General features: G+C 62.8%; 23 protein-coding genes. 14 read left to right on the forward strand and 9 right to left on the reverse strand.

All coding sequences use genetic code 11. From position 1 onward, the window contains the following. Positions 1-16: 16 nt before the first annotated feature. The 5 genes from pap (at position 17) to VBE63_RS05370 (ending at position 5,203) form a co-directional block, all read left to right on the forward strand. A complete protein-coding gene (gene pap / locus VBE63_RS05350; RefSeq protein ID WP_323681969.1) occupies positions 17-1,576 on the forward strand; it encodes a polyphosphate:AMP phosphotransferase in 1,560 nt (519 codons plus the stop codon). A gap of 125 nt (positions 1,577-1,701) precedes the next feature. Beyond that, the gene (locus VBE63_RS05355) at positions 1,702-2,898 is read left to right on the forward strand and encodes an alpha/beta hydrolase (RefSeq protein WP_323681970.1); all 1,197 of its coding nucleotides are present in this window, start codon (positions 1,702-1,704) and stop codon (positions 2,896-2,898) included. A gap of 13 nt (positions 2,899-2,911) precedes the next feature. After that, a complete protein-coding gene (locus VBE63_RS05360) occupies positions 2,912-4,510 on the forward strand; it encodes an alpha/beta hydrolase (RefSeq protein ID WP_323681971.1) in 1,599 nt (532 codons plus the stop codon). Between the two features lie 102 nt (positions 4,511-4,612). Continuing rightward, positions 4,613-4,744: a hypothetical protein gene (locus VBE63_RS05365; protein ID WP_323681972.1), complete on the forward strand. Its 132-nt coding sequence runs from the start codon at positions 4,613-4,615 to the stop codon at positions 4,742-4,744. 24 nt (positions 4,745-4,768) lie between these two features. Continuing rightward, the gene (locus tag VBE63_RS05370; protein WP_323681973.1) at positions 4,769-5,203 is read left to right on the forward strand and encodes a YqaA family protein; all 435 of its coding nucleotides are present in this window, start codon (positions 4,769-4,771) and stop codon (positions 5,201-5,203) included. Between the two features lie 60 nt (positions 5,204-5,263). Here the strand turns inward: VBE63_RS05370 and rfaE1 are convergent, their stop codons facing one another. The 5 genes from rfaE1 to argH all read right to left on the reverse strand — a co-directional run bounded on the left by rfaE1 (position 5,264) and on the right by argH (position 11,568). Further along, the gene (gene rfaE1, locus VBE63_RS05375) at positions 5,264-6,697 is read right to left on the reverse strand and encodes a D-glycero-beta-D-manno-heptose-7-phosphate kinase (RefSeq protein WP_323682018.1); all 1,434 of its coding nucleotides are present in this window, start codon (positions 6,695-6,697) and stop codon (positions 5,264-5,266) included. 121 nt (positions 6,698-6,818) lie between these two features. Next, positions 6,819-7,445 (reverse strand): D-sedoheptulose 7-phosphate isomerase, encoded by a 627-nt coding sequence (locus tag VBE63_RS05380; protein WP_323681975.1) that lies wholly within the window; start codon positions 7,443-7,445, stop codon positions 6,819-6,821. Then, the gene (locus VBE63_RS05385) at positions 7,435-8,904 is read right to left on the reverse strand and encodes a glycogen synthase (RefSeq protein ID WP_323681976.1); all 1,470 of its coding nucleotides are present in this window, start codon (positions 8,902-8,904) and stop codon (positions 7,435-7,437) included. The genes VBE63_RS05380 and VBE63_RS05385 overlap by 11 nt, the downstream gene beginning before the upstream one ends. Before the next feature lie 31 nt (positions 8,905-8,935). Next, the gene (locus VBE63_RS05390; protein WP_323681977.1) at positions 8,936-10,099 is read right to left on the reverse strand and encodes a hypothetical protein; all 1,164 of its coding nucleotides are present in this window, start codon (positions 10,097-10,099) and stop codon (positions 8,936-8,938) included. Positions 10,100-10,170: 71 nt separating this feature from the next. Beyond that, the gene (argH, locus tag VBE63_RS05395) at positions 10,171-11,568 is read right to left on the reverse strand and encodes an argininosuccinate lyase (protein WP_323681978.1); all 1,398 of its coding nucleotides are present in this window, start codon (positions 11,566-11,568) and stop codon (positions 10,171-10,173) included. Between the two features lie 223 nt (positions 11,569-11,791). Between argH and hemC the strand changes: the two genes are divergently transcribed. Then, positions 11,792-12,781 carry a hydroxymethylbilane synthase gene (hemC, locus tag VBE63_RS05400; RefSeq protein ID WP_323681979.1) on the forward strand — a complete coding sequence of 330 codons (990 nt, stop codon included), beginning with the start codon at positions 11,792-11,794 and terminating at the stop codon, positions 12,779-12,781. Then, positions 12,778-13,614 carry a uroporphyrinogen-III synthase gene (locus tag VBE63_RS05405; protein WP_323681980.1) on the forward strand — a complete coding sequence of 279 codons (837 nt, stop codon included), beginning with the start codon at positions 12,778-12,780 and terminating at the stop codon, positions 13,612-13,614. Before hemC ends, VBE63_RS05405 begins: the two co-directional genes overlap by 4 nt. Before the next feature lie 62 nt (positions 13,615-13,676). Here VBE63_RS05405 and VBE63_RS05410 read toward each other — a convergent pair whose 3' ends face one another. Next, on the reverse strand, positions 13,677-14,708 hold the full coding sequence (locus VBE63_RS05410; protein ID WP_323681981.1) for a CDP-6-deoxy-delta-3,4-glucoseen reductase: 1,032 nt from the start codon (positions 14,706-14,708) through the stop codon (positions 13,677-13,679). 133 nt (positions 14,709-14,841) lie between these two features. On the opposite strand from VBE63_RS05410, the gene VBE63_RS05415 reads away from it, so the two are divergent. From VBE63_RS05415 to VBE63_RS05440, 6 genes are all read left to right on the forward strand, one after another. Continuing rightward, positions 14,842-15,702, forward strand: a complete 861-nt coding sequence (locus VBE63_RS05415) for an SDR family oxidoreductase (protein ID WP_323681982.1) — start codon at positions 14,842-14,844, stop codon at positions 15,700-15,702. 222 nt (positions 15,703-15,924) lie between these two features. Then, entirely contained in the window at positions 15,925-16,320 is a 396-nt protein-coding gene (locus VBE63_RS05420; RefSeq protein WP_323681983.1) for a Rap1a/Tai family immunity protein, read from the forward strand. An 83-nt stretch (positions 16,321-16,403) separates the two neighbouring features. Further along, positions 16,404-16,631: a glycine zipper family protein gene (locus VBE63_RS05425; RefSeq protein WP_323681984.1), complete on the forward strand. Its 228-nt coding sequence runs from the start codon at positions 16,404-16,406 to the stop codon at positions 16,629-16,631. 84 nt (positions 16,632-16,715) lie between these two features. Next, positions 16,716-16,955, forward strand: coding sequence for a glycine zipper domain-containing protein (locus VBE63_RS05430; RefSeq protein WP_323681985.1), 240 nt, complete (start codon positions 16,716-16,718; stop codon positions 16,953-16,955). A gap of 25 nt (positions 16,956-16,980) precedes the next feature. After that, positions 16,981-18,297, forward strand: a complete 1,317-nt coding sequence (locus VBE63_RS05435) for an SO_0444 family Cu/Zn efflux transporter (RefSeq protein ID WP_323681986.1) — start codon at positions 16,981-16,983, stop codon at positions 18,295-18,297. 192 nt (positions 18,298-18,489) lie between these two features. After that, on the forward strand, positions 18,490-18,756 hold the full coding sequence (locus VBE63_RS05440; protein WP_323681987.1) for an RNA-binding protein: 267 nt from the start codon (positions 18,490-18,492) through the stop codon (positions 18,754-18,756). 77 nt (positions 18,757-18,833) lie between these two features. Here VBE63_RS05440 and ubiD read toward each other — a convergent pair whose 3' ends face one another. The 3 genes from ubiD to egtB are packed head-to-tail and all read right to left on the reverse strand — an operon-like array spanning position 18,834 to position 22,659. Further along, positions 18,834-20,300 carry a 4-hydroxy-3-polyprenylbenzoate decarboxylase gene (ubiD, locus tag VBE63_RS05445; RefSeq protein ID WP_323681988.1) on the reverse strand — a complete coding sequence of 489 codons (1,467 nt, stop codon included), beginning with the start codon at positions 20,298-20,300 and terminating at the stop codon, positions 18,834-18,836. Beyond that, positions 20,297-21,361, reverse strand: coding sequence for an L-histidine N(alpha)-methyltransferase (gene egtD, locus VBE63_RS05450; protein ID WP_323681989.1), 1,065 nt, complete (start codon positions 21,359-21,361; stop codon positions 20,297-20,299). Before egtD ends, ubiD begins: the two co-directional genes overlap by 4 nt. Next, positions 21,358-22,659: an ergothioneine biosynthesis protein EgtB gene (gene egtB, locus VBE63_RS05455; protein WP_323681990.1), complete on the reverse strand. Its 1,302-nt coding sequence runs from the start codon at positions 22,657-22,659 to the stop codon at positions 21,358-21,360. The genes egtD and egtB overlap by 4 nt, the downstream gene beginning before the upstream one ends. 308 nt (positions 22,660-22,967) lie before the next feature. Between egtB and VBE63_RS05460 the strand changes: the two genes are divergently transcribed. After that, positions 22,968-23,924: an MDR/zinc-dependent alcohol dehydrogenase-like family protein gene (locus tag VBE63_RS05460; protein WP_323681991.1), complete on the forward strand. Its 957-nt coding sequence runs from the start codon at positions 22,968-22,970 to the stop codon at positions 23,922-23,924. The last annotated feature ends 9 nt before the right edge of the window (positions 23,925-23,933 follow it).

A 23,933-nucleotide genomic window follows, 5' to 3' on the forward strand; every position in this document is an offset into this window, starting at 1 on the left:
AGCGAGTATCACGCATATGTTCGAGGCAGCGAAGGTCGGCCGATCGGTCAGCAAGTCAGACTTCAAAGAGCAACGCGACGAACTTCGGACGCACTTGCTCGAGGCGCAGCGTGAACTGCGGGAAAGCAATATCCCCGTCATCGTCATCGTCGCTGGCGTTGAAGCCGCCGGCAAAGGCGAGGTGGTCAATCGACTCAATGAGTGGCTGGACACGCGCGGCATGCAGACCTTCGCGTTTTGGGACTTCAGCGACGAGGAACGAGAGCGGCCGCGTTACTGGCGCTTCTGGCGCACCCTACCACCCCGCGGCGAGATCGCGATTCTGTTCGGCGGCTGGTATCTCGCTCCGATCGAGCACCGGTTTCGCGGCGAATGCGATGATGCCGCACTCGACGCCGAGCTGGCGCGCATCGTCGACTTCGAGCGCTCACTGACCCAAGACGGCGCGCTGGTGGTGAAATTTTGGTTTCACTTGTCAGAGGAAGACCAAAAGAACCGACTCAAAGAGCTGTCGCGCGACGATCGCAGTCGTTGGAAGATGCTGCCCAAGAAGTCGTCGAAATTTACCGAGCAGTATCAGCTGTTTGAATATGTCGCCGAGCGCGTCATCCGGCAAACCGACCGCGGCATCGCGCCTTGGTATCTGATCGAGGCCGAAGACAAACGCTATCGGGATCTCACCGTCGGTAAGACCCTGCTGCAAGCGATTCGCGCTCGACTCCAGCAACCGCTTCCCAACGAGCCGCCCGCAACCGCCGAGCCACTTGACCTGCCTGAATCGGCGAGCGCGCAGATTACCTTGCTTGACCAGCTCGATCTGACCCAAAGCCTATCGCGCGACGACTACAAAGAGGCCCTAAAGCAGTACCAACGCGAGATCAACGAGCTTGCCTGGAAGGCCTACAACCGCAAGCGCACGACCGTCCTGGTGTTTGAGGGGGTTGATGCCGGCGGCAAGGGCGGTGCGATCCGCCGCATCACCAGCGCCGTCGATGCCCGCATCTATCGCACTATCCCCATCGCCGCTCCCACCGACGAAGAGAAGGCGCATCATTACTTGTGGCGGTTTTGGCGCCATCTACCCCGTGCTGGACACATCATCATCTACGATCGCTCCTGGTACGGCCGCGTGTTGGTCGAGCGCGTCGAAGGCTTCGCCGCCGAGGACGAGTGGCGTCGCGCCTATGCCGAGATCAACGACTTTGAGGAGCAATTGGTCGAGAACGGCGCCCTGCTGCTGAAATTCTGGCTTCATGTCAGCGAGGACGAGCAGCTAGCGCGTTTCCAGGATCGCGAACAGACGCCCTATAAACAGTACAAGATCACCGATGAAGACTGGCGCAACCGCGAGAAGTGGCCGCAGTACAAGATCGCTGTCAACGAGATGGTCGCCCGCACCAGTACCGAATACGCCCCCTGGACGCTGGTCGAAGGCAACGACAAGCCCTTCGCGCGAATCAAGGTTTTGCAGACCCTGTGCGACCGGCTTCGCGCCGCGCTCGATGATGAGTCCCAGCCCGCACCAGGGACCAGCGTGACGCGTTGCGGCTACCAGTCCACCGAGAACGGCGACTAACGTCCGCGCCACGGCGGCAGAGACCCGAGAGTCAACCGTTTCGGCCTGGGGCTGGCCGCCGCGACTGTCTGCGGTTAATCTCTCGGGTCATGGACCATGCGACGCTTCGGCGATGAACTTCGGCGATGAACAGATCCACCAAACGTGCGCTTTGGCTCGGCGGTTTCCTGCTGATGCTGCTGGCCGCCATCGGTGGCTACCTCTTCTTCATCGCGACCAACCGTAGCTTGAGTCGAGCCGAATCCTTCGAGTTCCGGCGCATGCAGGTCGCGCGCGTCGAGAACAGCGATGCGTTTCGCTTCTTCTTCGCCACGAATCGTGTCGCTCGGGTGGGTGACGAGCCACTCATCGAACGGCTCGGCACGGAGCGCTCGTCGCAGCTGACCTTCGGCTCTTTCGATACCGAGATCGAGCCCACCCTCGGTCTTGGCATGTGGCTTGATGAAAGCCGTTGGCTCTTGGATGAGGAGATCAGGATCACCCGTCTCACGCGGCTTGATCGCACCGCTTTCATCCATCAGATGCGCGGGATGGTGTCGGCCTCGCCCCATCGCGGGTTGCTCCTATTGGTGCATGGGCTTCGCACCGATCTCGACTTTGCGATGCGCGGCACCGCCTTCCTCGCCCATATCCTCGATATCAACGCGCCTGTCATCGTCTTCGACTGGCCGGCCAATCAGGGTGACAGCTTGCGTGGGTATCGCCGGGCACGCCAAATCGCGACCGCCTCCGGCAGCGAGCTCGCGGCGGTGCTACGTCTGCTCATCGACGAGGTCCGCCCGCAGCAGCTGTGGGTGGCCGCCAATAGTCTCGGCGCTCAGGTCATTGTCGATGCCATTGCCCATCTCGCCCAGGAGCCATCGTTCGCCGATGCCGAGCGCGCGATCAGCGATGTCGTGCTGACGGCCCCCGACATCAGCTACGGCCAGTTCAACGCGCAGTTCAAGCACCAGCTCGCCGCCCTGGTCGACGACACCACGATCTATGTCTCATCGAATGATCGAGCCCTGCTGTTGAGCCGATTGATCAATCTGCAGCGACGCTTGGGAGAGAGCACGCTCGACAAGGTCAACGCCGAGCTGATCGACGAGATCGAGCAGCTCCTGGAGTTGACCGACAGCGACAATGGTCGCGTCGAGCTGGTCGACGTGACGCCGGTGAACCGCACCCGGAATTTCCACAACTTCAGCCTTGAGGTACCCGAATACTTCGACGACATCTTCTTGCGCCTTACCAACCGCGGCAGCCCACTGAACCGACAGCGCTACCAATTCCGCACGCCCGACGGCAAACAGTATTCAGTCCTCACTCGCGGCCGCTGACAGGATAGAAGCCATGATGAACCCTATTCGCCTGTTCAAGCATCTGATCAAGCGCCTTGGCCTGTGGGCGCTGATCGCGACCCTTGGATTCCTCACCGGCGTCATCGTTCTCTATGTGCTATGGGTGCGCAGCGGCCCTCCGGTGCAACCTTGGCATACCCTGGAGTTCGAGGAAGAGTTCACCGCTGATCGCGCCCAGGAGATCACAACCTTCCCGGATTACCAAGCGTTGGAAGCGAGGCTGTTCCAAGAACTGGATGATAAGGTCTACGCCCACACGCCCACCGGTTCCGACCAACTGCTCAACCGTTTCAGCAGCGGCAGCGCCGCCGATCCGAGAGATCGAGACCCGAACTGGAATCACAGTTTCGAGCTGACTCCGGAGCAGCCGATTGGCGGTGTGCTGCTGCTGCACGGGATGTCAGATGGCCCCTATAGCCTGCGCGCGATCGGTCTCGCCCTCGCCGATCAAGGCTATCAGGTGCTAGGTCTGCGCATGCCGGGCCATGGCACCGCGCCCGCCGGATTGCGCTCGGTCACCTGGGAAGACATGGCAGCCGCCACCCGCCTCGGAATGGCCCACTTGCGTGCACAGCTTGGCGGCAAACCGCTGCACATGATCGGCTATTCAACCGGAGGCGCGCTTGCGCTCGATTACAGCTTGAATGCGATGGCGGCCCGAAGCAGCACCGAGCAGGGTGATCATCGGGGTGACGACCGGGGTCAGGATCAGGGATCAGAGCTGGGCGCAACGGCTGATGTGGCGCAGGTTCCTGCCAGTCTGGTGCTGATCTCGCCTGCGATCGGCATCACGCAAGCGGCCGCGGTGACACCTTGGCTGGTGCGCATGTCAACCCTGCCAGGGCTAGACCAAGTCGCCTGGACCACGCTACTGCCTGAGTTCGATCCGTTCAACTACAACGCCTTCAGCGCCAATGCGAGCCTGCAGGTGCATCGGATGACGCGCTCAGTCTCCGCGCGGGTACGCCAGCTTGCACGCCAAGGCCCCATCACTGACTTCCCAGCAACCCTGGCCATGCTCAGCGTGGTAGATGCAACGGTCTCGGCTGACGCCGCGGCGGACCATCTGCTCGGACAGCTCGCACCCGGCAGCCAGGCACTGCTGCTCTATGATATCAATCGGTTTGCGGTCACCGCTCCGCTGCTCGTGACCGAGCGCGCCGCGCTCGCCGAGCGTCTTCTAGCAGATGCCAGCCTGCCCTTCGAGCTCACCCTGATCACCAATGCCGGACCCAAGACGCGCGAGGTCGTCGCCTTGCGCAAGCCCCCGTTTAGTGCCGAGCCGACCTCAAGGGAGCCCTTGTCAGAGCCTTGGCCTCAGGATGCGCTCTCACTGTCGCACGTCGACCTACCCTTCCCGATCGATGATCCACTCTACGGACGCTATCCCCCGGAGCAAAGCGGTCAGCTGTTCTTGGGCCAGATGGCGGTGCGCGGTGAGCGCGGGGTGCTCAAGATTCCAGCGCAGTGGCTCTTGCGTCTGCGTCATAACCCGTTTTACGACTACCAAGAGCGGCGGATCATCGAATGGATCAACCAGGCGAGCGAACAGCCAAGGCAGCCTGCAACGGTAGTCAGCCCGGATGCCTAGCGCGCAGCCAAGCCATCCGCCAAAGGTCAGCGCAGAACAAGCGCCACAATCCTCCAGCCGAACAGCGATCGCAGGCGCGAGGCACAGGCAAGGAGCCTTGCCATGGATGCCGCTAAGGCACTCGCCGATGGAAGCGCCACCATCGTTGCCGGCGACTTCAACATCCAGGCCCCTAGATGCGTGCTGCACGTCGGCACTAATCCTGCGCAAACCGGGATCTTCGCCTCGAGCTGAAGCCCGGCAACCAAGGCATTGACCATGGAAGCCTATCTCGGGTTATTTACCGCGGCCTTTGTCGCCGCAACGCTCTTGCCCTTCTATTCCGAAGCGCTGCTGATTGGGCTGCAGGCCGCTGACTACGACCCGCTGAGCCTCTGGCTTTGGGCGACGGCCGGGAACACCTTGGGCGCCGCGGTGAACTGGGCGCTCGGCCGCTGGCTTTTGCATTTCCAAGACTGGCGCTGGTTTCCGTTTAAGCCCGAGAGCCTTGGCCTGGCCCAACGCTGGTATCAGCGTTGGGGTGTTTGGTCCCTGCTCATGGCCTGGCTGCCGGTCGGTGGCGATGCCCTGACCTTCATCGCCGGCATCATGCGCATCAACTTCATGCTGTTCTTCGTGCTCACCTGGATCGGCAAGGGCGCACGCTATGCGGCGTTGCTTGGACTCTTCGACTGGGCCTCGGGCTTGGCCTGATACTCGTTTGGAGAGCCGTTTGGAGAGCCGGACGGAGGACCGACCAGAAAAGCGATCGCCTCAGCGCTGCATGCGCCGAATGATGCCGCTCGTGCTGCGTTCTTCGAGCAGCGGAACCAAAACGAGCTCTCCGCCCCAGCTGCGTACTTGCTCGGCACCGACCACCTGCTCGGGACTGTAGTCGGCGCCTTTGGCTAGTACCTCGGGACGCAGGGCCTCGATGAGTCTGAGCGGCGTATCGTCATCGAAGAACACGACCGCATCAACGACGGCCAGCGCAGCAAGAACCCGCGCTCGGTCTTGCTCGGCGATCAACGGACGCTCGGGGCCTTTGAGTGCGCGCACGGAACGATCGCTATTCAGGCCGATAATCAGGCGCTGGCCATGGCGCCGGGCGCGCTCCAGATAGCTGACGTGACCGGCGTGGAGCAGGTCGAAGCAGCCATTGGTGAAAACAACCCGTTCGCCGCGTGCCTGCCAGGCGCGGACCCGTGCTTGGAGCTCGGTCAGGGTGCAGAGCTTCGCGGCCTGCCCGAGGGCCGCCTCCTCACTGATGGCATGCTCAAGCTCACTCAGGCTGACGGCGGCCGTGCCAACCTTGGCCACGACCACACCGGCAGCCAGGTTGGCGAGATGGGCGCTGTCGATTGGATTCAGTCCGGCCGCGACGCCGGCAGCCAGCGTGGCAATCACCGTATCGCCAGCCCCCGAGACGTCGAAGACCTCGCGCGCCACCGCGGGGATGCGGGTCTGGCGGTCAGGTTCGATGACCAGCAGGCCAAGCTCGCCTAGCGTGAGCACCAAGCGCTCAAGCTGAAGCTCAGCGCGCATCCGTTTGGCGGCGGCGGTCAGCGACTCGAGATCGGCTGGATCGACGCCCACCGCTTGCGCCAGCTCGGCGCGGTTTGGCGTGATCAGGCTAGCGCCCAGATAGCGGCTGAAGTCGCGACCTTTAGGGTCAACAAGCACGGGAAGGCCCTGTTCACGGGCGGCGCCGATCAGACGTTGGCAAAGACCGCCAAACAGCACGCCCTTGGCATAGTCCGACAGCAACAAGACCGAAGCGGCACTCAACTGCGGCTGGATCGACGCGAACAGGCAATCTTCGAGCTCGGCGCTGAGCGGCGCGAGGCGCTCGGCGTCGATGCGCAACATCTGCTGGTGATTGCCGAGCAGCCGGGTCTTGGTGGTGGTCGGCCGGGTTGGATCGACCAGCACGGCGCTAGTCTCGATGTCCTGCTCGGCCAGTCGCTGGAGCAGACGCTGGCGATTCTCGTCCTCACCAGTGACGCCGGCGATGCTCACCCGCAGCCCGAGCCCGACCAGGTTACGGGCAACGTTGGCTGCACCGCCAGCGGTTTCGGTCTCGCGGTTGAGGTGGAGCACAGGCACCGGAGCCTCCGGAGAGATGCGCCCAACCTGCCCCCAAAGGTAGCGATCGAGCATCAGATCGCCGACGACTAAGACAGTTCCACCGCCGAAGCAGTGACGCACAGCGGCCAGGACTGGACCCGGTAGCTGCGCGGCTGAGCCTCCCCACAACGGCTCGGATCCCTGTTCCGGGACCGACCCTGGAGCTGACGCTGCGTCTCTGGACATAGCGACGCGACTCGACTCAACGCGCGTTGGCGGCCTTGTACGCGCGCTGCTCGACCAGGTCGCACAGAATATGGCCGATGAGCATCTGTGCCTCTTGGATACGAGCGGTATTGGTCGAGGGCACCTCGAGCCAAAGCTCGCAGCAGTGTCGCAGACGCCCACCGCCCTCTCCGGTCATGCCGACACGGTAGACCTGAAGCCGCTCAGCGCGCTCCATGGCCCGCACGACATTGGCACTGTTGCCGGAGGTGGATAGGCCGACGAGGACATCGCCAGGGCGGCACATCGCCTCGACCTGACGCGCAAACACGGACTCAAAGCCATAATCGTTCGCGACCGACGTCAGCACTGCCGTGTCAGAGGTGAGCGCGATTGCCGGGAGGCCGGGACGCTCGCGCTCGAAGCGACCGACCAGCTCCGCAGCCAGATGCTGGCTATCGGCTGCGCTGCCGCCGTTACCCATCCAAAACACACGGCCGCTGCGTTCGATGGCGGTAGAAACCTCCGTGGCAAAGGTCTCGATCGGGGCGCGCAGTTGCTCAAGTGCCTGTACCAGGTCGATATGCGCGCTGAGGGCCGCACTGATGGGATCGGGCCGAGGAAGGCTGTTCGGGTCGCTCGTTAACAACGCACTAGCAGACACGGATGTGCTCGTAGATATTGAGGTAGTCCTGAGCGGGTCGAGCCCAGGAGTTGTCCATTCGCATGCCATTGAGTCGGAGCTGGCGGAAATGGTCCGGATGCTGCTGCCAGAGACCGATGGCACGCCCGAGCGCGGATTCTAGCCCCTCAAAGGTCAGCTCATCGAAGACGTAGCCATTGCGCTCTTCGTAGGGGCGATCGCTGTAGTTGGCATCGAACACCGTATCCGCGAGACCGCCGACCCGCCGCACGATGGGCACGCAGCCGTAACGCATCGCGATCATCTGGGTCAGGCCGCAGGGCTCGTAAACACTCGGGATCAGGATCATGTCAGCGCCAGCGTAGATCAGATGCGCCAATTCCTCATCGTAGCCTAGCTCCAGATGGGCGTCGGGATGATCGGCTAAGGACTGCTTTGCATCCCAGAAGATGGCGTTGATCGCCGGCTCTTGGGCGCTGCCGAGGAGCACGAATTGAGCACCCTGCGCCAGGCTGTAGTCGATGCCATGACGCATCAGGTCGATGCCCTTCTGGCGGTCGAGTCGACTCACCACGGCAACGATCGGCCTGGGGGCATCGACCAGACCCAAGCGCTCGCGCAGGGCGACTTTATTCTCTCCCTTCGCGGGGAGCTTTTCCAGGTCGTAGCTGGCGGCGATAAAGGGGTCGGTGGCTGGATTCCAGGTAGTGGTGTCGATGCCGTTGAGTACGCCGCCGAACTTGCGGTCGTGGGTCCGCAGAACGCCTTGCAGGCCAACCCCCTGGTCGGTGTGTTGGATCTCCCAGGCATAGCGCGGCGAGACCGTAGTGATAAAGTTGGAGAAGACGATACCACCCTTCATCAGGTTGAGGGTCTGCGGGTTACCGGGATCTTGCAGGCGGTCAGGGACCATCAGGCGATCGACATCCAAGCCGTTCATCTCCAGCACCTTGGGCGTCGTCCAACCTTGATGACCAAGGTTATGCAATGAATAGCAAACGCGGGTCTTCGCCAGCCCGAGCTTGGTGTAGCGCTCGAACAGCAGCACCGGCACCAGCCCGGTTTGCCATTCGTTGCAGTGGATGATATCGGGACGCTTACCGGAGGCCACTAGGAACGCGAGGATGGCATGCGAAAAGAAGGTAAAGCGGTCAGGATCATCAGCGTCACCATAGATAGCGCCGCGGTTGAAGAAGCCATGCTCTGAATGGGCATCGATGAAGTAGCAGCGCAGCCCATCAACCAAACCCACCTCGACATCACAATGCAGGGTACGGTCGAAGAAGGGCACCCAGAGATCTGGATGCTCCATGGCCATGTCTTCGACGCGGTCATAGCGCAAGCAGTCGTATTTCGGCAGGATCACCTCGACCTGGTGGCCTTGAGCCGCAAGCTCGCGAGACAGTCCCTGCACGAAGTCGCCGAGGCCACCGGCCTTGGCGACCGGCGCGCACTCCGGCGTGGCCATCAGGATATACATACAACCGTTCTCAATCAGCTATCGATAAGGATCAGGACTCGCGCTCGTCGACCGGCAGCCGCGGTAGCCGCGCGAGGAGCGCGGCCAGCAGATCGGGGTCGTCAAGCGCGACACGAAACGAGAAACGCCCACCCGAACCGACGCGAAACGGGTGCCCGCCAAGGTCGAGCAGACTGCCCGGAGGGGCGCTGCCAAAGACCTGCAATTCGCCGCGGATCACTGCCCCTTGGCCGGATGGATAGGGGGAAAGGGGGCCGCTACCGCGCGAGGCGCGCGTTTCCGATGGCACAACATCTTGCCGGTTTGGCGGCTTCTGGTCCAATAGAACCTGCTTGGGGGCCGCCTCGACAACTGGACCAGAGGGCGAATCCGAGGCTGAACGAGGAGCTAAACGAGCGTCCAAACTAGAACCCAAACGAGGGCCCAAAACAAAGGCAAGATCATCGGCTTTCTGAAACGCCAGCCCACTAACCCCTCCAGCATGCGGAGGATTAACACCGACCAGCGGAAAGTCGCTACCGCGCAGCTCCGGACGTTCCGAGCGCGCAGCCAAGGAGACATCGGGGAAGCGGGTCACGAGCGACAACTCACGCCGGCTTGGCGCGAGTCTCGGGTGGTCAGGATCAAGCACGGACGCCATCTCGACCTGCTCTGCCAGATCAGCCTGCGCTAACAGCGGCACGGCCTTGGACTCAACCGACGCTGGTGCTAGTGCCGATGCCGGTGCCGAATGAGGGTTGAGCGCGCGCAGATCGGGGGCTGGTTCTGAAGCAGACAGCCGGGAGTCTATCGTCGCCAGGAGCGCGGACTGTCCCGCGACCTTCGGCATTGGCTCGGGAACCGCCTCTAACCGGTTCGAGCGCGCCAGCAGCAGCCAGCCACCATCGCGCGCCCCTTCAAGGCCAAGCTCAGCCTGCAGCGGGCCGACGACCGGCGCCTCGAAGCGAGCGAAGCCGGCGGGATGGCGGCTGAGGTCGGCTAAGACCGCCACGGCGAGGAGGGCCCGGTCGGCATCGGCACGTCGAAGACAAAGCTTGGCGACCGGCTGGTGCGCGGTGAAGGCGATGCGCGCCTGTTGGATCAACGCTGGATCGAGCAACCAATCGAGCGCGACACCACCGCCAACGATCGGAAAGAGCACGAGACGCGGTGCCAGATCTGGGTTTGGAAACTGCCGTGCGCGCTCAGCAGGCATGATCGCACCCCATGCGCGCGCCCGAGATCATGGCAGCGGTGCGCCAGTTGAGCAAACTGCGCCCTGGCTGCTCAGCGCGTTGGGGCACGCCGCGAGCGGGCTCGCGCAATCGCCGCATGGACTTGCGCTGGTGCGGTGCCACCCAAGTGGTCGCGCGCCGCTACCGAGCCTTCGAGACTCAGCACGTCGAAGACATCGCTGCCGATGGCGGGCGAGAAGCGTCGCAGCTCATCAAGGCTCAGCTCGGCCAGATCACGCCCCTGCTGAACAGCGTAGCCGACGGCCTTGCCAACGACCTCATGCGCGTCGCGAAAGGCAATGCCCTTGTGTACCAGATAATCGGCAAGATCGGTCGCGGTCGAGAAACCTTGGTTGGCGGCCTCACGCATGCGCGTTGGTTTGCAGTGCACGTTCGCCATCATCTCAGCAAAGACTTTGAGCGAGCCGCGCAGGTTATCCGCGGTATCGAACAAGGGCTCCTTGTCTTCCTGATTATCTTTGTTGTACGCCAAGGGCTGCCCTTTCATCAGCGTCAGCAGCGCCATCAGGTGACCGAAGATGCGGCCAGTCTTGCCGCGGATGAGCTCAGGGACGTCTGGATTCTTCTTCTGCGGCATGATCGAGGAGCCGGTGCAGAAGCTATCCGAGAGCTCGATGAAGGCAAATTGCGCCGAGGCCCAGAGGATGAGCTCTTCGGCGAAGCGCGACAGGTGCATCATCAGGATCGAGGCCGCGGCAACGAATTCGATCGCGAAGTCGCGATCAGAGACGGCATCGAGCGAGTTCTCGCAGGGCGCATCGAAGCCGAGCTGCTCTGCGGTGTAGGCACGATCGATCGGGTAGCTGGTGCCAGCCAGCGCGGCGGCGCCGAGCGGCATCTGGTTCATCCGCTTTCGGCAATCAGCAAAGCGCCCAGCATCGCGCTCGAGCATCGCCTGCCAGGCCATCATGTGATGACCAAAGGTGACCGGTTGCGCCACCTGAAGATGAGTGAAGCCCGGCATGATGGTCTCGGCCTCGCGCTCGGCAAGGTCGAGCAGCGTATCTTGCAGGTACTGCAGCGCTGCGTTGATGGCATCGATCTCGCTGCGCAGCCAAAGGCGGATGTCAGTCGCCACTTGGTCATTGCGCGAGCGACCAGTGTGGAGGCGCTTGCCGGCTTCGCCGATCTCGGCCGTCAGCGCCGCCTCGATGTTCATGTGGACATCTTCGAGCGGCACGGACCAGTCGAAGCCTCCGGCCTCGATCCGAGCTTGGATACGCATGAGGCCCGCGCTGATGGCCTCGGATTCCTCGTCGCTCAGGATGCCTTGGCGCGCCAACATCCGGGCGTGGGCGATGGAGCCGGCAATATCTTCGCGATACAGGCGCTGGTCGAAGCCGACCGAGGCGGTAAAGGCCTCGACGAAGGCATCGGTGGGCTCAGAAAAACGGCCTGCCCAGGGTTTCGAAGCGGCACTCTCGATCATCGCGGGCTCTTGCTCATGCGCCTTGCAAAACCACCACCATAGTACAGATCAGGGTTCGGCAACAGCCTGAAATCGGTGGCGAGCGCTGTTGACAACCCTGCTGACAGGTTAAGCTTGCCGCATTCACCCCGATTGACCGCTGCCAACGCCGGCAGGGTTGCATTCGGTTACCTTTAGCGGTCGACTCCATTCAACCGACCACCAGCCAGCTGGATTCGCCTCCATGCCAGAGACTATTCGCATTGCCACCCGTAAATCTGCGCTCGCCATGTGGCAGGCTGAGCATGTTGCCGACGCGCTGCGCCGCCTACACCCTGGGCTGAGGGTCGAGATCATCGGCATGACGACCCGTGGCGACAAGATCCTCGACGCGCCCTTGGCGAAGGTCGGCGGCAAGGGGCTGTTCGTCAAAGAGCTGGAGCAGGGCATGCTTGCGGGTGATGCCGACATCGCCGTACATTCGATGAAGGACGTGCCAGTCGACTTCCCGGACGGGCTGCATCTGGCCTGTATCCTGGAGCGCGAAGACCCGCGCGATGCCTTCGTCTCCAACCAGTACGCCGCGCTCGACGACCTGCCGGCAGGGGCCTGTGTCGGCACCTCGAGCCTAAGGCGCCAGTGTCAGCTCGCGGTGCGACGCCCGGATCTCCGCATCGAGCCCTTGCGCGGTAACGTCAATACCCGGCTGCGCAAGCTGGATGAGGGCGTCTACGACGCGATCATCCTCGCTGCCGCAGGTTTGATCCGACTCGAATTTAGCGCGCGCATTCGCTCCTTCATCTCAGCCGAGGACAGCCTGCCAGCGATTGGCCAAGGCGCGATCGGCATCGAATGCCGGGTCGATGACGAGCGCGTACATGCGCTGATCGCCCCGCTGCACCATGGCCCGACCGCAGAGCGGGTGACGGCTGAGCGGGCGATGAACGCGCACCTCAATGGCGGCTGTCAGGTACCGATCGCCGGCTATGCGGTGCATCGCGATGACGGCCAGCTGCATCTGCGCGGGCTGGTCGGCATGCCGGATGGCGCCAAGCTGATGCGTGCCGAGGTCAGCGGTCCACCGGCTGACGCCGAGCGCATGGGCCATGAGGTTGGCGAGGCGCTGCTCGCACAGGGCGCCGCCGAGGTACTGGCAGCGCTGGCACATGAGCCAGCCGAGCCAGCGGCAGGCCACGCCAGGAATCAGGCATCGGAGTCCGCATCGAAGTCATGAGCCCGATCTGTCCGCTCAAGGGGCGCGGAGTGCTGGTCACGCGACCGGCAGGCCAAGCCGAGCATCTGTGTCAGTTGATCCGTGAAGCCGAGGGCGAACCGATTGAGTTTCCGACCCTAGAGATCCGCGCCGCCAGCCATCCCGAGCAGGCGCGCCAGCGCTTGGCCGAGCACTGGGATCTGATGCTGTTTGTCAGCCGCAACGCGGTCGAATACGGCATTGCGCTGTTCCCGTCTGCCTTGCGACCGAGGCCGGGCGCGCACCCTGGCTCGGCACAGCACTCGGCAGCGGCGAATTCGGCATCGCCAAACACAAGCCGGCCACTGATCGGCGCCGTCGGTCGCGCCACCGCGGCCGCCTTGAAGGAGCAAGGTCTGGCGCCGGACCTGGTACCAGAGCGCGGCTTCGACAGCGAGGCGTTACTGGCCTTGCCGGCGCTGACTCAGGTTGCCGGCAAGCGCGTCTTGATCGTGCGTGGCGAGGGCGGCCGCCCACTGCTCGGCGAGACCTTGCACCAGCGCGGAGCCGAGGTGGCCTTCGCCGAGGTCTACCGGCGCGCCCTTCCCGATGTCGATGTCAATGCCGAGCTCGCGTCTTGGCGTGAGCGGCTCGGCTTCGTCACCGCGACCAGCGATGAGGTGCTGCAGAATCTGCTGCAGATGATCGGCCCAGACCATCAGGCCTGGCTACTCTCTAAGCCCTTAGTGGTGATCAGCGACCGCGGCGGCGCCACCGCAATGCAACTTGGCTTCCGTCGCGTCGCGGTCGCCGAAGAGACGAGCGACGAGGGAATCGTCGATGCACTCTGTCGATTGGCGATGAGCTTGGGCTGAGCTGAAGCTCCGGCATCTTCCGCAGCACCGGCATCGCCCTCCCAGGCGTCAAGACCCAGGCATCAACCTGCGCGGCAGAAATCGGCTGCATACTCGAAGGCATCAGAGAAGAGGTGCTCGATGCTGGCACCGGCGGCCTCGAAGGCAGCACGCCCGGCCTCGACCATCGGCGGCGGCCCGCTGAGGTAGCAATCAAAATCGGCGAGCGAGGGATGGTCCTCGAGCACGGCCTGATGCACCCAGCCGGTTCGCCCACTCCAATCGGGATCAGGCTCTGAGAGCACTGGCACCCAGCTGAAATTGGGGTGCGCCTCGGCCCAACGCGCCGGCAGCTCCAATTGGTAAAGATCGCGACGCGAGCGCACCCCCCAGTAAAGCTCGATCGGGCGCTCGATGCGGCGATGAAAAGCGTGCTCGAGCATTGCCTTGAGCGGTGCAAAACCAGTACCGCCAGCAACCATCAGGATGGGTCGCTCGGAGTCCTCGCGCAGGACGAAAGTACCGAGTGGACCGCGGATGCGTAGGATGCAACGCTCCTCCATCCGCTCAAAGACCTCATCGCTGAAACGCCCTCCAGGTACCCGCCGCAGGTGCAGCTCGAGCAGCTCGTCAGCCTGCGGCGGATTGGCGATCGAATAGGCGCGTCGAGTACCGTCGCGAAGCATGAGCTCTAGATACTGACCTGCGACGAAGGCCAGCCGCTGGCCCTCCGGTAGCTTCAGGCGCAGGCGCATCACATCGTGGTTGAGGCGGGTCTTCTCAGCGAGCCGACAGGGCAAGGTGCGCACCTCGATGTCGCTGAGCCGCTCAAGCTCAGCAACACGCAGCACCAGATCCGAGGTCGGCACTGCCTGGCACGTCAGGCAGGCGTCCGCCGGCTGGCCTGCGAGTGCCTCTGTGTTGCCACTAGGGTACTCGACTTGACCAGCCTGCAGCTGCGCGGTGCAGCTGCCGCAAGTGCCGCGCCGGCAACCATAGGGCAGGCCAATGCGCTGCGCCAGCGCGGCCTCAAGGATGGTCTGATCAGCCGCGACCTCGAACTGATGGCCGGCGGGCTCGGTGCGCACGGAGAAACTCGTCGCTGAGACGCTCATCGATGGGTCATGCTCCTCGGCTTGTCGGTGTTGGGGCTTGGCGGTCTTGGGATGGCCCTAAACTTGGGGCATCATGTGGGGCAACATGTGGGGCATCATGCGCGAGAATCGAAGCGAACGAGAGGATAAGGCGATGATCATACTCGGCTGCGGCTCTATCGGGCAGGCACTGGCTCGGCGCTATCGGCAGCGCGGCGAGACCGTCCTCGGCGTGGTACGCAGCGCTGAGCGCGCCGCGGAGGTCAAGGCAACGGGCTCACGGGCCTTGCAGCTTGATCTTTCACGCGACGATCTGGCGCCACTCGGGTTGGTCGGACAGTCCATCTTCCACCTCGCCCCCCCCCCGAGCGAGGGCGACGACGACCCGCTAACGGCTCACCTGATCAGTGCCTTCGAGCGTCATGGGCATCCGCGCCGATTGGTCTACATCGGCACCACCGGCGTCTATGGCGACTGCGGCGGGGCTTGGGTCAACGAAGACTGGCCACCGCAACCGACGGCGTCGCGCTCATTACGCCGCTGGGATGCAGAGCAACGCCTGCGCCACTGGAGCCGTGACAGCGGCGCTGAACTGGTGATTCTGCGCGTGGCTGGCATCTATGCCTGCGATCGACTGCCGCTGGCGCGCATCCGCAGTGCTCAGCCGGTGGTGAAGGTCGATGAGGCACCTTGGTCGAATCGCATCCATGCCGAGGATCTGGTCGAAATCTGCATCGCCGCGATGGAGCGGGCGCCGACCGGTGCGGTCTATAACGTCTGTGACGGGCATCCAAGTAGCATGACTGACTACTTCTGCCAGGTAGCCGATGCCGCCGGCCTCCCCCGCCCGCCGCAGATCCCTCTCGCTGAGGCCGATGGCCAAGTCTCGGCCGGCATGCTCTCCTACTTCAAGGAGTCGCGACGTCTGAGCAACCAGCGCCTGCTCGATGAGCTCAAGATCAGCCTGCGCTATCCAGATCTGGCTCAGGGTCTCGCGCCCTGCTTCAAGCGCTGACAGGGGCTGAAGGAGGCCGACCCTCGCCGATCGATGTCTTGATTGCCGCGCTTGCCTGCGCAGAATGGCGAGCAGTCATGGCAGGATTGCGCTGTTAGAATCCGCCGCGAGGTTGCGAATAGCCGCTAGTGGCGCGCAACATGCTCAAGGCGTCGACAAGAGACTCGCTTCAGTCGGGCGCCTACACTCCAGAGTGAATTTCGCTAATAGAGGACCCGTTTGATGAAGAACCTATTCGCCGGCAGTCTTGCCGTCGCCGCCGCAGCGGGGCTGAGCCTGTCGGTTCAGGCCGCTTCCGTCACCGACGAGGATTTCCACTACGACACCACGGCCGACCTCTACCAGGTCTGCTCGACTCCGAACGACGCCGCGGAGTCCTTGATTGCAAGCTTCTCCTGTCGCGCCTTCATCGAAGCCACCGTCCAGTACCATGATGCGGTGTCGGATAAAAAGACCCTCAAACGGCTCATCTGTTACCCGAACGGGGCAACCATCGCGGATGGTCGACAGGCATTCCTCGCATGGGCGAAGGCCAATCAAGACGACAAGACGTTGATGGGCGAACAACCGGTGGTCGGCCTGGTGCGCGCCCTGGCCGCCAAGTACCCCTGCCGCTGATTTGCCCATTACCCCACCCATCAATACCCTAGGCATTGCCTGATCAAGCCGCTGCGCGGCCTTTAATTCCAGGAGACTGAGAGATGAACATGATGCGATTACCGGTGATGGCCGCAGGCCTGTTGCTGGTCTCCGCCTGTGGCACCACCACAGGCGAGCGCTCCGGAAGCGGCGCCCTCATGGGTGCCGCCGGCGGTGCTCTCATCGGCTCGCTGAGTGCGAATGCAGGTGCAGGAGCGCTGATTGGCGCGGGCGCAGGCGCCTTGGGCGGTTTCCTGGTCGATCAGCACGCGAAAGGCAATATCGACTAGAGATCTGTCTTTGCACCCTTGGCATTCTCCAGCAGCCCCTCAGTATCAGAAGACATCCCTGCCCCCCTTCAGCGGAGCTTTAACATGAAATTACTACAGATCGCACTGATGCTTGGGCTTGTAACCCTCTTGGCTGGCTGCGGAACAACCACCACTTCGCGCACCGCATCCGGTGCCGCCGCAGGTGCTGCAACAGGTGCTGCAGTCGGCTCTTTGAGTGCGAATGCGGGTAAGGGCGCCGCAATTGGCGCCGCAGCGGGCGCCCTAGGCGGCTATATCGTCGATCAAAACGAGAAGGAGAAAGAGCGTCAACGCCGTTACTAAAGCGATCCATCGATACTAATAGACGATGACCGCCTTTCCCGCAGCCCTCTGGGGCATTCTGCTCGAGCTGGCTCCGTCACTGCTGATCGGTCTGCTCATCGCTGGGCTGATCCATGCCTATGTGCCCTCGGCAGTGATCCGGCGCGGCCTAAGTCGTCCCGATCTCGGCAGCGTCGTGCGCGCTTCCCTGGTCGGCGTCCCTCTCCCCCTCTGCTCCTGTGGCGTGATCCCGACTGCACTGGGATTGCGGCGTCAAGGCGCATCGCCTGGTGCTGCGACCTCATTCATGATCAGCACACCACAGACCGGGGTCGATTCAATCTTGGTCACCGCAGCCTTCCTCGGCTGGCCCTTTGCGATCTTCAAGCTGGTTGCCGCTTTCGTCACCGGTGTCATCGGTGGCGCCCTGGTCAATCGAGTCGTACCCGCCGAGACCGATCCCAGCGAACAGGACTTGCACGAGGCCGCAGACGATGACAGACCCAGCGGTTGGCTGCCACGGATGACTGAAGCGATGCGCTATGCGGTGTTCGACCTCCTTGGCGCGATCAACACCTGGCTCATCATCGGCGTGCTTGCAGCGGCCATCGTCACCAGTGTCACGCCAGCTGACTTTTTCGCCGATCGCCCCTGGGCAGGGGGTGTACTCGGCATGCTCGTTATGTTGGCCATCGCCCTCCCCTTGTATGTCTGCACCACTGCATCGGTTCCAATTGCGGCCTCATTGATTGCAGCCGGACTGCCAGCGGGCTCGGCCCTGGTTTTTCTGATGGCAGGACCGGCCACCAACCTAGCCACCATAGGCGCGGTGTATCGGACACTGGGTGCAAGGGTTCTCTCGGTGTACTTGGCCACCGTCGTCGTCATGAGTCTCGGCTTTGGCTTGCTCTTCGATCAACTCTTGACCGGTGTGAGCCCGAACAGGATCGTCCATGAACATCAACAGAGCTGGCTATCCGTTCTCTCGGCGCTTGTCTTGCTGGCCTTGATGGCGATGCTGGGACTGCGACAGCATCGGGCCCGACGGCAGTCGCACGAGCGCCTGGAGAGCTTAAAAGCGACCGCTCATGAAGCGGCTATTTCTGACCCCGAGCTTTCTGGCCCTGAACAAGGCGCGAATGCCAGAACCGATGCGGCCTACAGCGTCCTGAAGGTTAAGGGCATGACCTGCGGACACTGTGTTGCAACGGTGAAGAGCGCACTCGAAACGCTCGAGCAGGTCAATGAGGCAATGCCAGATCTGACCAGTGGCCAGGTGGTGATTCGCGGCGGCTTTGTCGAGACCCAGACCCTAGAGCAGGTGATCAAGGATGCTGGATTCCAATTGCTAACACGCGATTGACGTCAGCTATGGTGATCGGTGACACTCATTCAAGACCAGCAGCAATGTCCTAGATCAACACGGGGATGCGCCGAGCGGGCAGCACTCCCAACCTTATACGGCACCGACTGCCGTATCGCTATCGTTCGAGTTGTGCGTTGATCGACCGATAGTGTGCGCGTGCTCAATGCACGTCCGTTGCGAGAGTGAGCGATGAGGATCTACGTAGGAAACCTGAAATACTCGGTCAATGACGATACCCTGCGCGAGATGTTTAGTGAGTTCGGCGAAGTGGCCAGTGCCGATGTGATCAAGGACAAGTTTTCTGGGCAATCGAAGGGGTTCGGCTTCGTCGACATGCCAAACCAGTCCGAGGCCGAGGACGCGATCCAGGCCCTGAACGATACCCTGCAAGATGGCCGTAAGCTGACGGTCAACGAGGCGAAACCCCGCACCGAAAGACCGCAACGGCGTTTCTGAGCCAACCCCCTGCTCGCTCTGCTCCCGGGTCCAGATCATGGTCACCGCGAGTAGCGCGAGCATGCAGGACATGCCGATCAGCTGATCCCGAATCGCGGCCAAAGCTGATCCACCCGCGCCTTCACCTCGGCATCCATTTGGATGGGCCGGCCCCATTCCCGTGTGGTTTCACCTGGCCATTTGCTGGTGGCATCGAAACCGATCTTTGAGCCAAGCCCAGAGACAGGCGAGGCAAAATCCAGATAGTCGATCGGGGTGTTCTCGATCATCACCGTATCTCGCGCCGGGTCCATCCGGGTGGTCATGGCCCAAATCACGTCCTTCCAGTCGCGGGCATTGACGTCGTCGTCAACGACAATGACGAACTTCGTATACATAAATTGGCGCAGAAAGGACCAGACGCCGAGCATGACCCGTTTGGCATGCCCTGGGTATTGCTTCTTCATGGCCACCACGGCGAGCCGATAGGAGCATCCCTCAGGCGGCAGATAAAAGTCGGCGATCTCCGGGAATTGCTTTTGCAGGATCGGCACGAACACCTCGTTCAGCGCAACGCCGAGGATCGCCGGCTCATCCGGTGGCCGCCCGGTATAAGTACTGTGGTAGATGGGTTGATTGCGCTGCGTGATGCGATCGATACTGAAGACCGGGAAGTCATCGACCTCGTTGTAGTAGCCGGTGTGGTCACCAAATGGCCCCTCGGGCGCCATATCATTAGGATGCAGATGGCCCTCAAGAACGATCTCGGCGGTCGCCGGCACCTGCAGGTCGGAGCCGAGACAAGAGGCGAGCTCGGTACGGCTGCCGCGCAGCAGGCCGGCGAAGGCGTACTCCGAGAGGCTATCCGGTACCGGCGTAACGGCGCCAAGGATGGTGGCGGGGTCGGCACCGAGCGCAACCGCAATCGGGAATGCCTGGCCCGGATGCGCGCGCTGCCAGTCACGGAAGTCGAGCGCGCCGCCGCGGTGCGCCAGCCAGCGCATGATGACCCGATTACGTGCGAGCACCTGCATCCGATAGATACCGAGATTCTGCCGCGACTTCTCTGGCCCGCGCGTGATCACCAGCCCCCAGGTGATCAGCGGCGCTGCATCGCCAGGCCAGCAATGCTGAATCGGCAAACGCCCGAGATCGACCTGATCACCCTCGAAGACCTCCTCCTGACAAGGAGGATTGCGGCGCACCTTCGGCGCCATGTCGAGCACCTTCTTGAAGATGGGCAGCGTGCGCCAGGCCTCTTTCATCCCCTTCGGCGGGTCCGGCTCCTTGAGAAAGGCGAGGAGTTTGCCAACCTCGCGCAGCGCCGAGACCGACTCCTCACCCATGCCGAGCGCGACCCGCTGCGGCGTGCCGAACAGGTTGCCAAGCAAAGGCACCTTGGAGCCCTTCGGGCGCTCAAACAGCAGTGCTGGGCCAGCGGCGCGTAAGGTGCGATCGCAGATCTCGGTGACTTCCAGATAGGGATCGACCTCGACACCAATCCGCTTGAGCTCGCCGCGGCGCTCGAGCTGGTCGATAAAATCGCGTAGATCCTGATATTTCATCGGTCTTCAGGCCGGTCTTCAGGCCGGTCTTCAGGCCGGTCTTCAGGCCGGTCTTCAGGCCGGTCTTCAGGCCGGTCTTCAGGCCGATAGACCAGGCAGTGGACGCTGAACAGCTGTTCAGGGTCGGTCCAGACCTGCTCGGCCTGAAAGCCCGCACGAGCGGCGAGCCTGTGGAAGTTGTCGAGACTGTATTTGTGCGAACACTCGGTGTGGATGGTCTCACCCTCGCGAAAGGCGAAGTGCTCGCCGGCCACCTCGACCCGCTGATCGCAGGTGCTAAGCAGGTGCATCTCGATACGGCTCTGCTCGACGTTGAAGAAGGCGTCATGACGAAAGCGGTCGAGATCGAAGTCGCCCTCGAGCTCGCGATTGATACGGCTGAGCAGATTCAAGTTGAAGGCCGCCGTCACACCCGCGGCGTCGTTGTAGGCGAGCTCAAGGCGCTCGCGGTCTTTGATCAGATCGACACCGATCAGCAGTCGACCCTCTGCGCCCAGAATGGCGCCGACGCGACGCAACAGATGCTCAGCCTCGGTCGGCTCGAAGTTACCGATCGAGGAACCGGGAAAGAAGGCCGCCCGCGGATGCTCATGATCATCGACGGGAAGCTCGAAGGGCGTCGAATAATCGGCGCAGACCGCATGGACTTCGAGCCTCGGGAAGGTCTCGGCAAGCGCCTGTGCCGACTGACGCAGGTGTTCGCTAGAGATGTCGACCGGCATGTAGACCGCGGGCTGCAATGCCTCCAGCAGGACGCGGATCTTGAGGCTGCTGCCGCTACCCAACTCGACCAAAAGCGCCTCGCGACCCAATCGCTGTGCCATCTCGGCACCGTGCTCGCGCAGGATCGCAATCTCGGTGCGAGTCGGATAGTACTCGGGCAGCTCGCAGATGGCGTCGAACAGCTTCGAGCCCTCGGCGTCGTAGAACAGCTTGGGCGAGAGTTGTTTGCGCGGCCGCGCCAGACCTGCCAGCACCTCGGCACGCAGGTCCGCGGGCGTCGGGTGATAGTCGTGAAAGTAGATCGGGTTCGCCGTGGTCGGGTCTGTCAAGGAGATCATGCCAGGTCCTCCGCCAGCCGAATGCCTTTGAACTGCCAGCGTTCATGGGGATAGAAGAAGTTGCGGTAGGTGGCGCGCGCATGGTCCCGAGAAGTGGCACAAGAGCCGCCGCGCAGCACCATCTGCCCGCTCATGAACTTGCCGTTGTATTCACCAAGCGCGCCTTCCACTGCACGGTAGCGCGGATAGGGCAAATAAGCCGAGGCAGTCCATTCCCAGCAGTCGCCAAATAGCTGCTGCAAGGCACCCTTGCCAGCCGGTGTCGGATGCAAGCGTGCCGCATCGACAAAGTGGCCTTCGACCGCCCGGTCAGCAGCGGCATGCTCCCATTCGAACTCGGTCGGCAGCCGGCGTCCGGCCCAACGCGCATAGGCCTCAGCCTCGAAGTAGCTGAGGTGGCAGACTGGCTCCGCCGGGTTCAGTGGCCGGCGGCCACCCAGGGTGGTCTCGTGCCATACCGCATCGAGCTGTTCCCAGTAGAGCGGCGCTTGCCAGCCCTGAGTCTTGATCTGCGCCCAGCCGTCCGAGAGCCAGAGCCCTGGGTGCTGGTAGCCACCGTCTTCGATGAAGTCCAGATACTCAGCGTTGGTGACCAGCCGATCGGCCAACCGAAACGGCTCAAGCAGCCGCTGATGGCGTGGAAATTCATTGTCGTACGCAAAGCTTGGGGCCGGGCTAGACGGGTTGCTGTCGCCTTGACCTTCAGGCTGGGCGCCAAAGCTGTGCACCCCGCCTTCGAATGCAGTAAAGGTGAGGGGCACCGGCGCACGCACCGGCGCTGTCGGCAGATCTGCGCGATAGGCTGGCCGCAGCGGGTTATGGGCCAGGTTGTACTTGATGTCGGTCACCAGGAGTTCCTGGTGCTGTTGCTCATGGTTGAGACCGATCGCGAGCCGCGCCTGCAAGGTCTCAGCATGCTCGGCCGGGCAGTCGGCGAGCAACCGCAGCATCGCCTCGTCGACCTGATGACGGTAGGCGTACACCTCCGACACCGTTGGCCGCGAGATCAGCCCGCGTTCGGGCCGCGGCCAGAAGCCGGCTTCGGTCTGCTCGTAGTAAGAGTTGAACAGATAATCGAAGCGCGGATGGAAGACCGCATAGCCAGGCAGGAAGGGCTTGAGCAAAAAGGTCTCGAAGAACCAGGAAACATGCGCGAGATGCCACTTCGCCGGGCTGGCCTCAACGGCGGCTTGGAGCATGTAGTCCTCGATCTCAAGGGGCTCACAAAGCTGTTCGGTGAAGGCCCGCACGCGTCGATAGGCGGCGGATAAAGAGTTGAGGTCGTCCGTTAGGGGCATCAGGCTCTCCTGGTGTCCGGTCATCGTCGATGAAGTGGTGGGCTGAAATGCGTGAATCGTGGCAAGGACTTCCGGCAAGACATCGTGGTGCCGACTTCAGAAAAGAAACGCGGAAGCTCGACGCACGCTCGACTGCAGCCGGAGAGTTGGCGGTATGGCGAGCGGATTTCCAGTCACAACCGTTTGACTTGAAGGATCGAAAGGATACCCTGAGCCTGCAACGCGGCGCGGAACAGATCTCAATGCGGCTTGATTGAGCGCATCTGAACGCGCAGATCAGCCCAAAGCACCTGTCGGAGAACCTCCTGATGAAGGCGATTTGGCTCGACCAGCAGCCTCGATTGAGAACCGATCTCAGCGTCCCCTCTCCGAGCACCGGCGAGGCGTTGGTGCGGGTTCGATTGGCCGGTGTCTGCTCGACGGATCTTGCCCTTCTGGATGGCTATTATCCCTTCACCGGCGTGCTCGGCCACGAATTCGTCGGCGAGATCGTCGCCGCCGCCAACGCCCCGGAGCGCATCGGCGAGCGCGTCGTGGGCGCGATCAACATCAGTTGCGGCCAGTGTCGCGAATGCCTGGCCTGTCGCCCTAACCACTGTCTCAACCGAGCGGTGCTGGGTATCAAGCGGCACCACGGCGCCTTTGCCGACTGTCTCTGCCTACCGCTGCAAAACCTGTATCGGGTGCCGGATCAGGTGTCAGACCGCGCAGCGGTCTTTACCGAGCCGCTCGCCGCGGCACTCGAGATCCCTGAGGTAACCCGGATCAAACCTTCCGACCGGGTCCTGTTGGTCGGTGCCGGGCGGCTTGGACAATTGATCGCGCGCGTGATCGCCTTAACCGGCGCCAACCTCGATGTCGTCGCGCGGCATGCTCACCAACGCCAGCGGCTGCAAGGCATCGCCAGCCGCTGCATCAGCGAGCCCGAGGTGGCCCAGGGCCAATATGACCTCGTGGTCGAGGCCAGCGGCGCGCCCAGTGGATTCGCATTGGCGCGACAGGCGCTGCGCCCGCGTGGCACCCTCTGCCTTAAGAGCACCTACCGAGGCGAGGTGCCAGTGGCGTTGTCATCGCTGGTAGTCGACGAGATCCGGATCATCGGTTCACGCTGCGGCCCTTTCCCCGCCGCATTAAGGTTACTAGAGCAGCAGCACATCGACCCGACCCCGTTGATCGATTGTGTGGAGCCACTCGCCAATGGCCTTGTCGCATTGCAGCGGGCCGCCGAGCCGTCCGTCTTAAAGGCGTTGGTCGATTGCCGCTAAGCCGTCGTT

Source organism: Lamprobacter sp. (assembly GCF_034860625.1).
Classification (GTDB): Bacteria; Pseudomonadota; Gammaproteobacteria; order Chromatiales; family Chromatiaceae; genus Lamprobacter.

Coding starts and splice junctions, on each gene's coding strand:
- pap (WP_323681969.1), top strand. CDS start 17: ATGTTCGAGGCAGCGAAGGTCGGCCGATCGGTCAGCAAGTCAGACTTC.
- VBE63_RS05355 (WP_323681970.1), top strand. CDS start 1,702: ATGAACAGATCCACCAAACGTGCGCTTTGGCTCGGCGGTTTCCTGCTG.
- VBE63_RS05360 (WP_323681971.1), top strand. CDS start 2,912: ATGATGAACCCTATTCGCCTGTTCAAGCATCTGATCAAGCGCCTTGGC.
- VBE63_RS05365 (WP_323681972.1), top strand. CDS start 4,613: ATGGATGCCGCTAAGGCACTCGCCGATGGAAGCGCCACCATCGTTGCC.
- VBE63_RS05370 (WP_323681973.1), top strand. CDS start 4,769: ATGGAAGCCTATCTCGGGTTATTTACCGCGGCCTTTGTCGCCGCAACG.
- VBE63_RS05385 (WP_323681976.1), bottom strand. CDS start 8,904: ATGTATATCCTGATGGCCACGCCGGAGTGCGCGCCGGTCGCCAAGGCC.
- VBE63_RS05390 (WP_323681977.1), bottom strand. CDS start 10,099: ATGCCTGCTGAGCGCGCACGGCAGTTTCCAAACCCAGATCTGGCACCG.
- argH (WP_323681978.1), bottom strand. CDS start 11,568: ATGATCGAGAGTGCCGCTTCGAAACCCTGGGCAGGCCGTTTTTCTGAG.
- hemC (WP_323681979.1), top strand. CDS start 11,792: ATGCCAGAGACTATTCGCATTGCCACCCGTAAATCTGCGCTCGCCATG.
- VBE63_RS05405 (WP_323681980.1), top strand. CDS start 12,778: ATGAGCCCGATCTGTCCGCTCAAGGGGCGCGGAGTGCTGGTCACGCGA.
- VBE63_RS05410 (WP_323681981.1), bottom strand. CDS start 14,708: ATGAGCGTCTCAGCGACGAGTTTCTCCGTGCGCACCGAGCCCGCCGGC.
- VBE63_RS05415 (WP_323681982.1), top strand. CDS start 14,842: ATGATCATACTCGGCTGCGGCTCTATCGGGCAGGCACTGGCTCGGCGC.
- VBE63_RS05420 (WP_323681983.1), top strand. CDS start 15,925: ATGAAGAACCTATTCGCCGGCAGTCTTGCCGTCGCCGCCGCAGCGGGG.
- VBE63_RS05425 (WP_323681984.1), top strand. CDS start 16,404: ATGAACATGATGCGATTACCGGTGATGGCCGCAGGCCTGTTGCTGGTC.
- VBE63_RS05430 (WP_323681985.1), top strand. CDS start 16,716: ATGAAATTACTACAGATCGCACTGATGCTTGGGCTTGTAACCCTCTTG.
- VBE63_RS05435 (WP_323681986.1), top strand. CDS start 16,981: ATGACCGCCTTTCCCGCAGCCCTCTGGGGCATTCTGCTCGAGCTGGCT.
- VBE63_RS05440 (WP_323681987.1), top strand. CDS start 18,490: ATGAGGATCTACGTAGGAAACCTGAAATACTCGGTCAATGACGATACC.
- ubiD (WP_323681988.1), bottom strand. CDS start 20,300: ATGAAATATCAGGATCTACGCGATTTTATCGACCAGCTCGAGCGCCGC.
- egtD (WP_323681989.1), bottom strand. CDS start 21,361: ATGATCTCCTTGACAGACCCGACCACGGCGAACCCGATCTACTTTCAC.
- egtB (WP_323681990.1), bottom strand. CDS start 22,659: ATGCCCCTAACGGACGACCTCAACTCTTTATCCGCCGCCTATCGACGC.
- VBE63_RS05460 (WP_323681991.1), top strand. CDS start 22,968: ATGAAGGCGATTTGGCTCGACCAGCAGCCTCGATTGAGAACCGATCTC.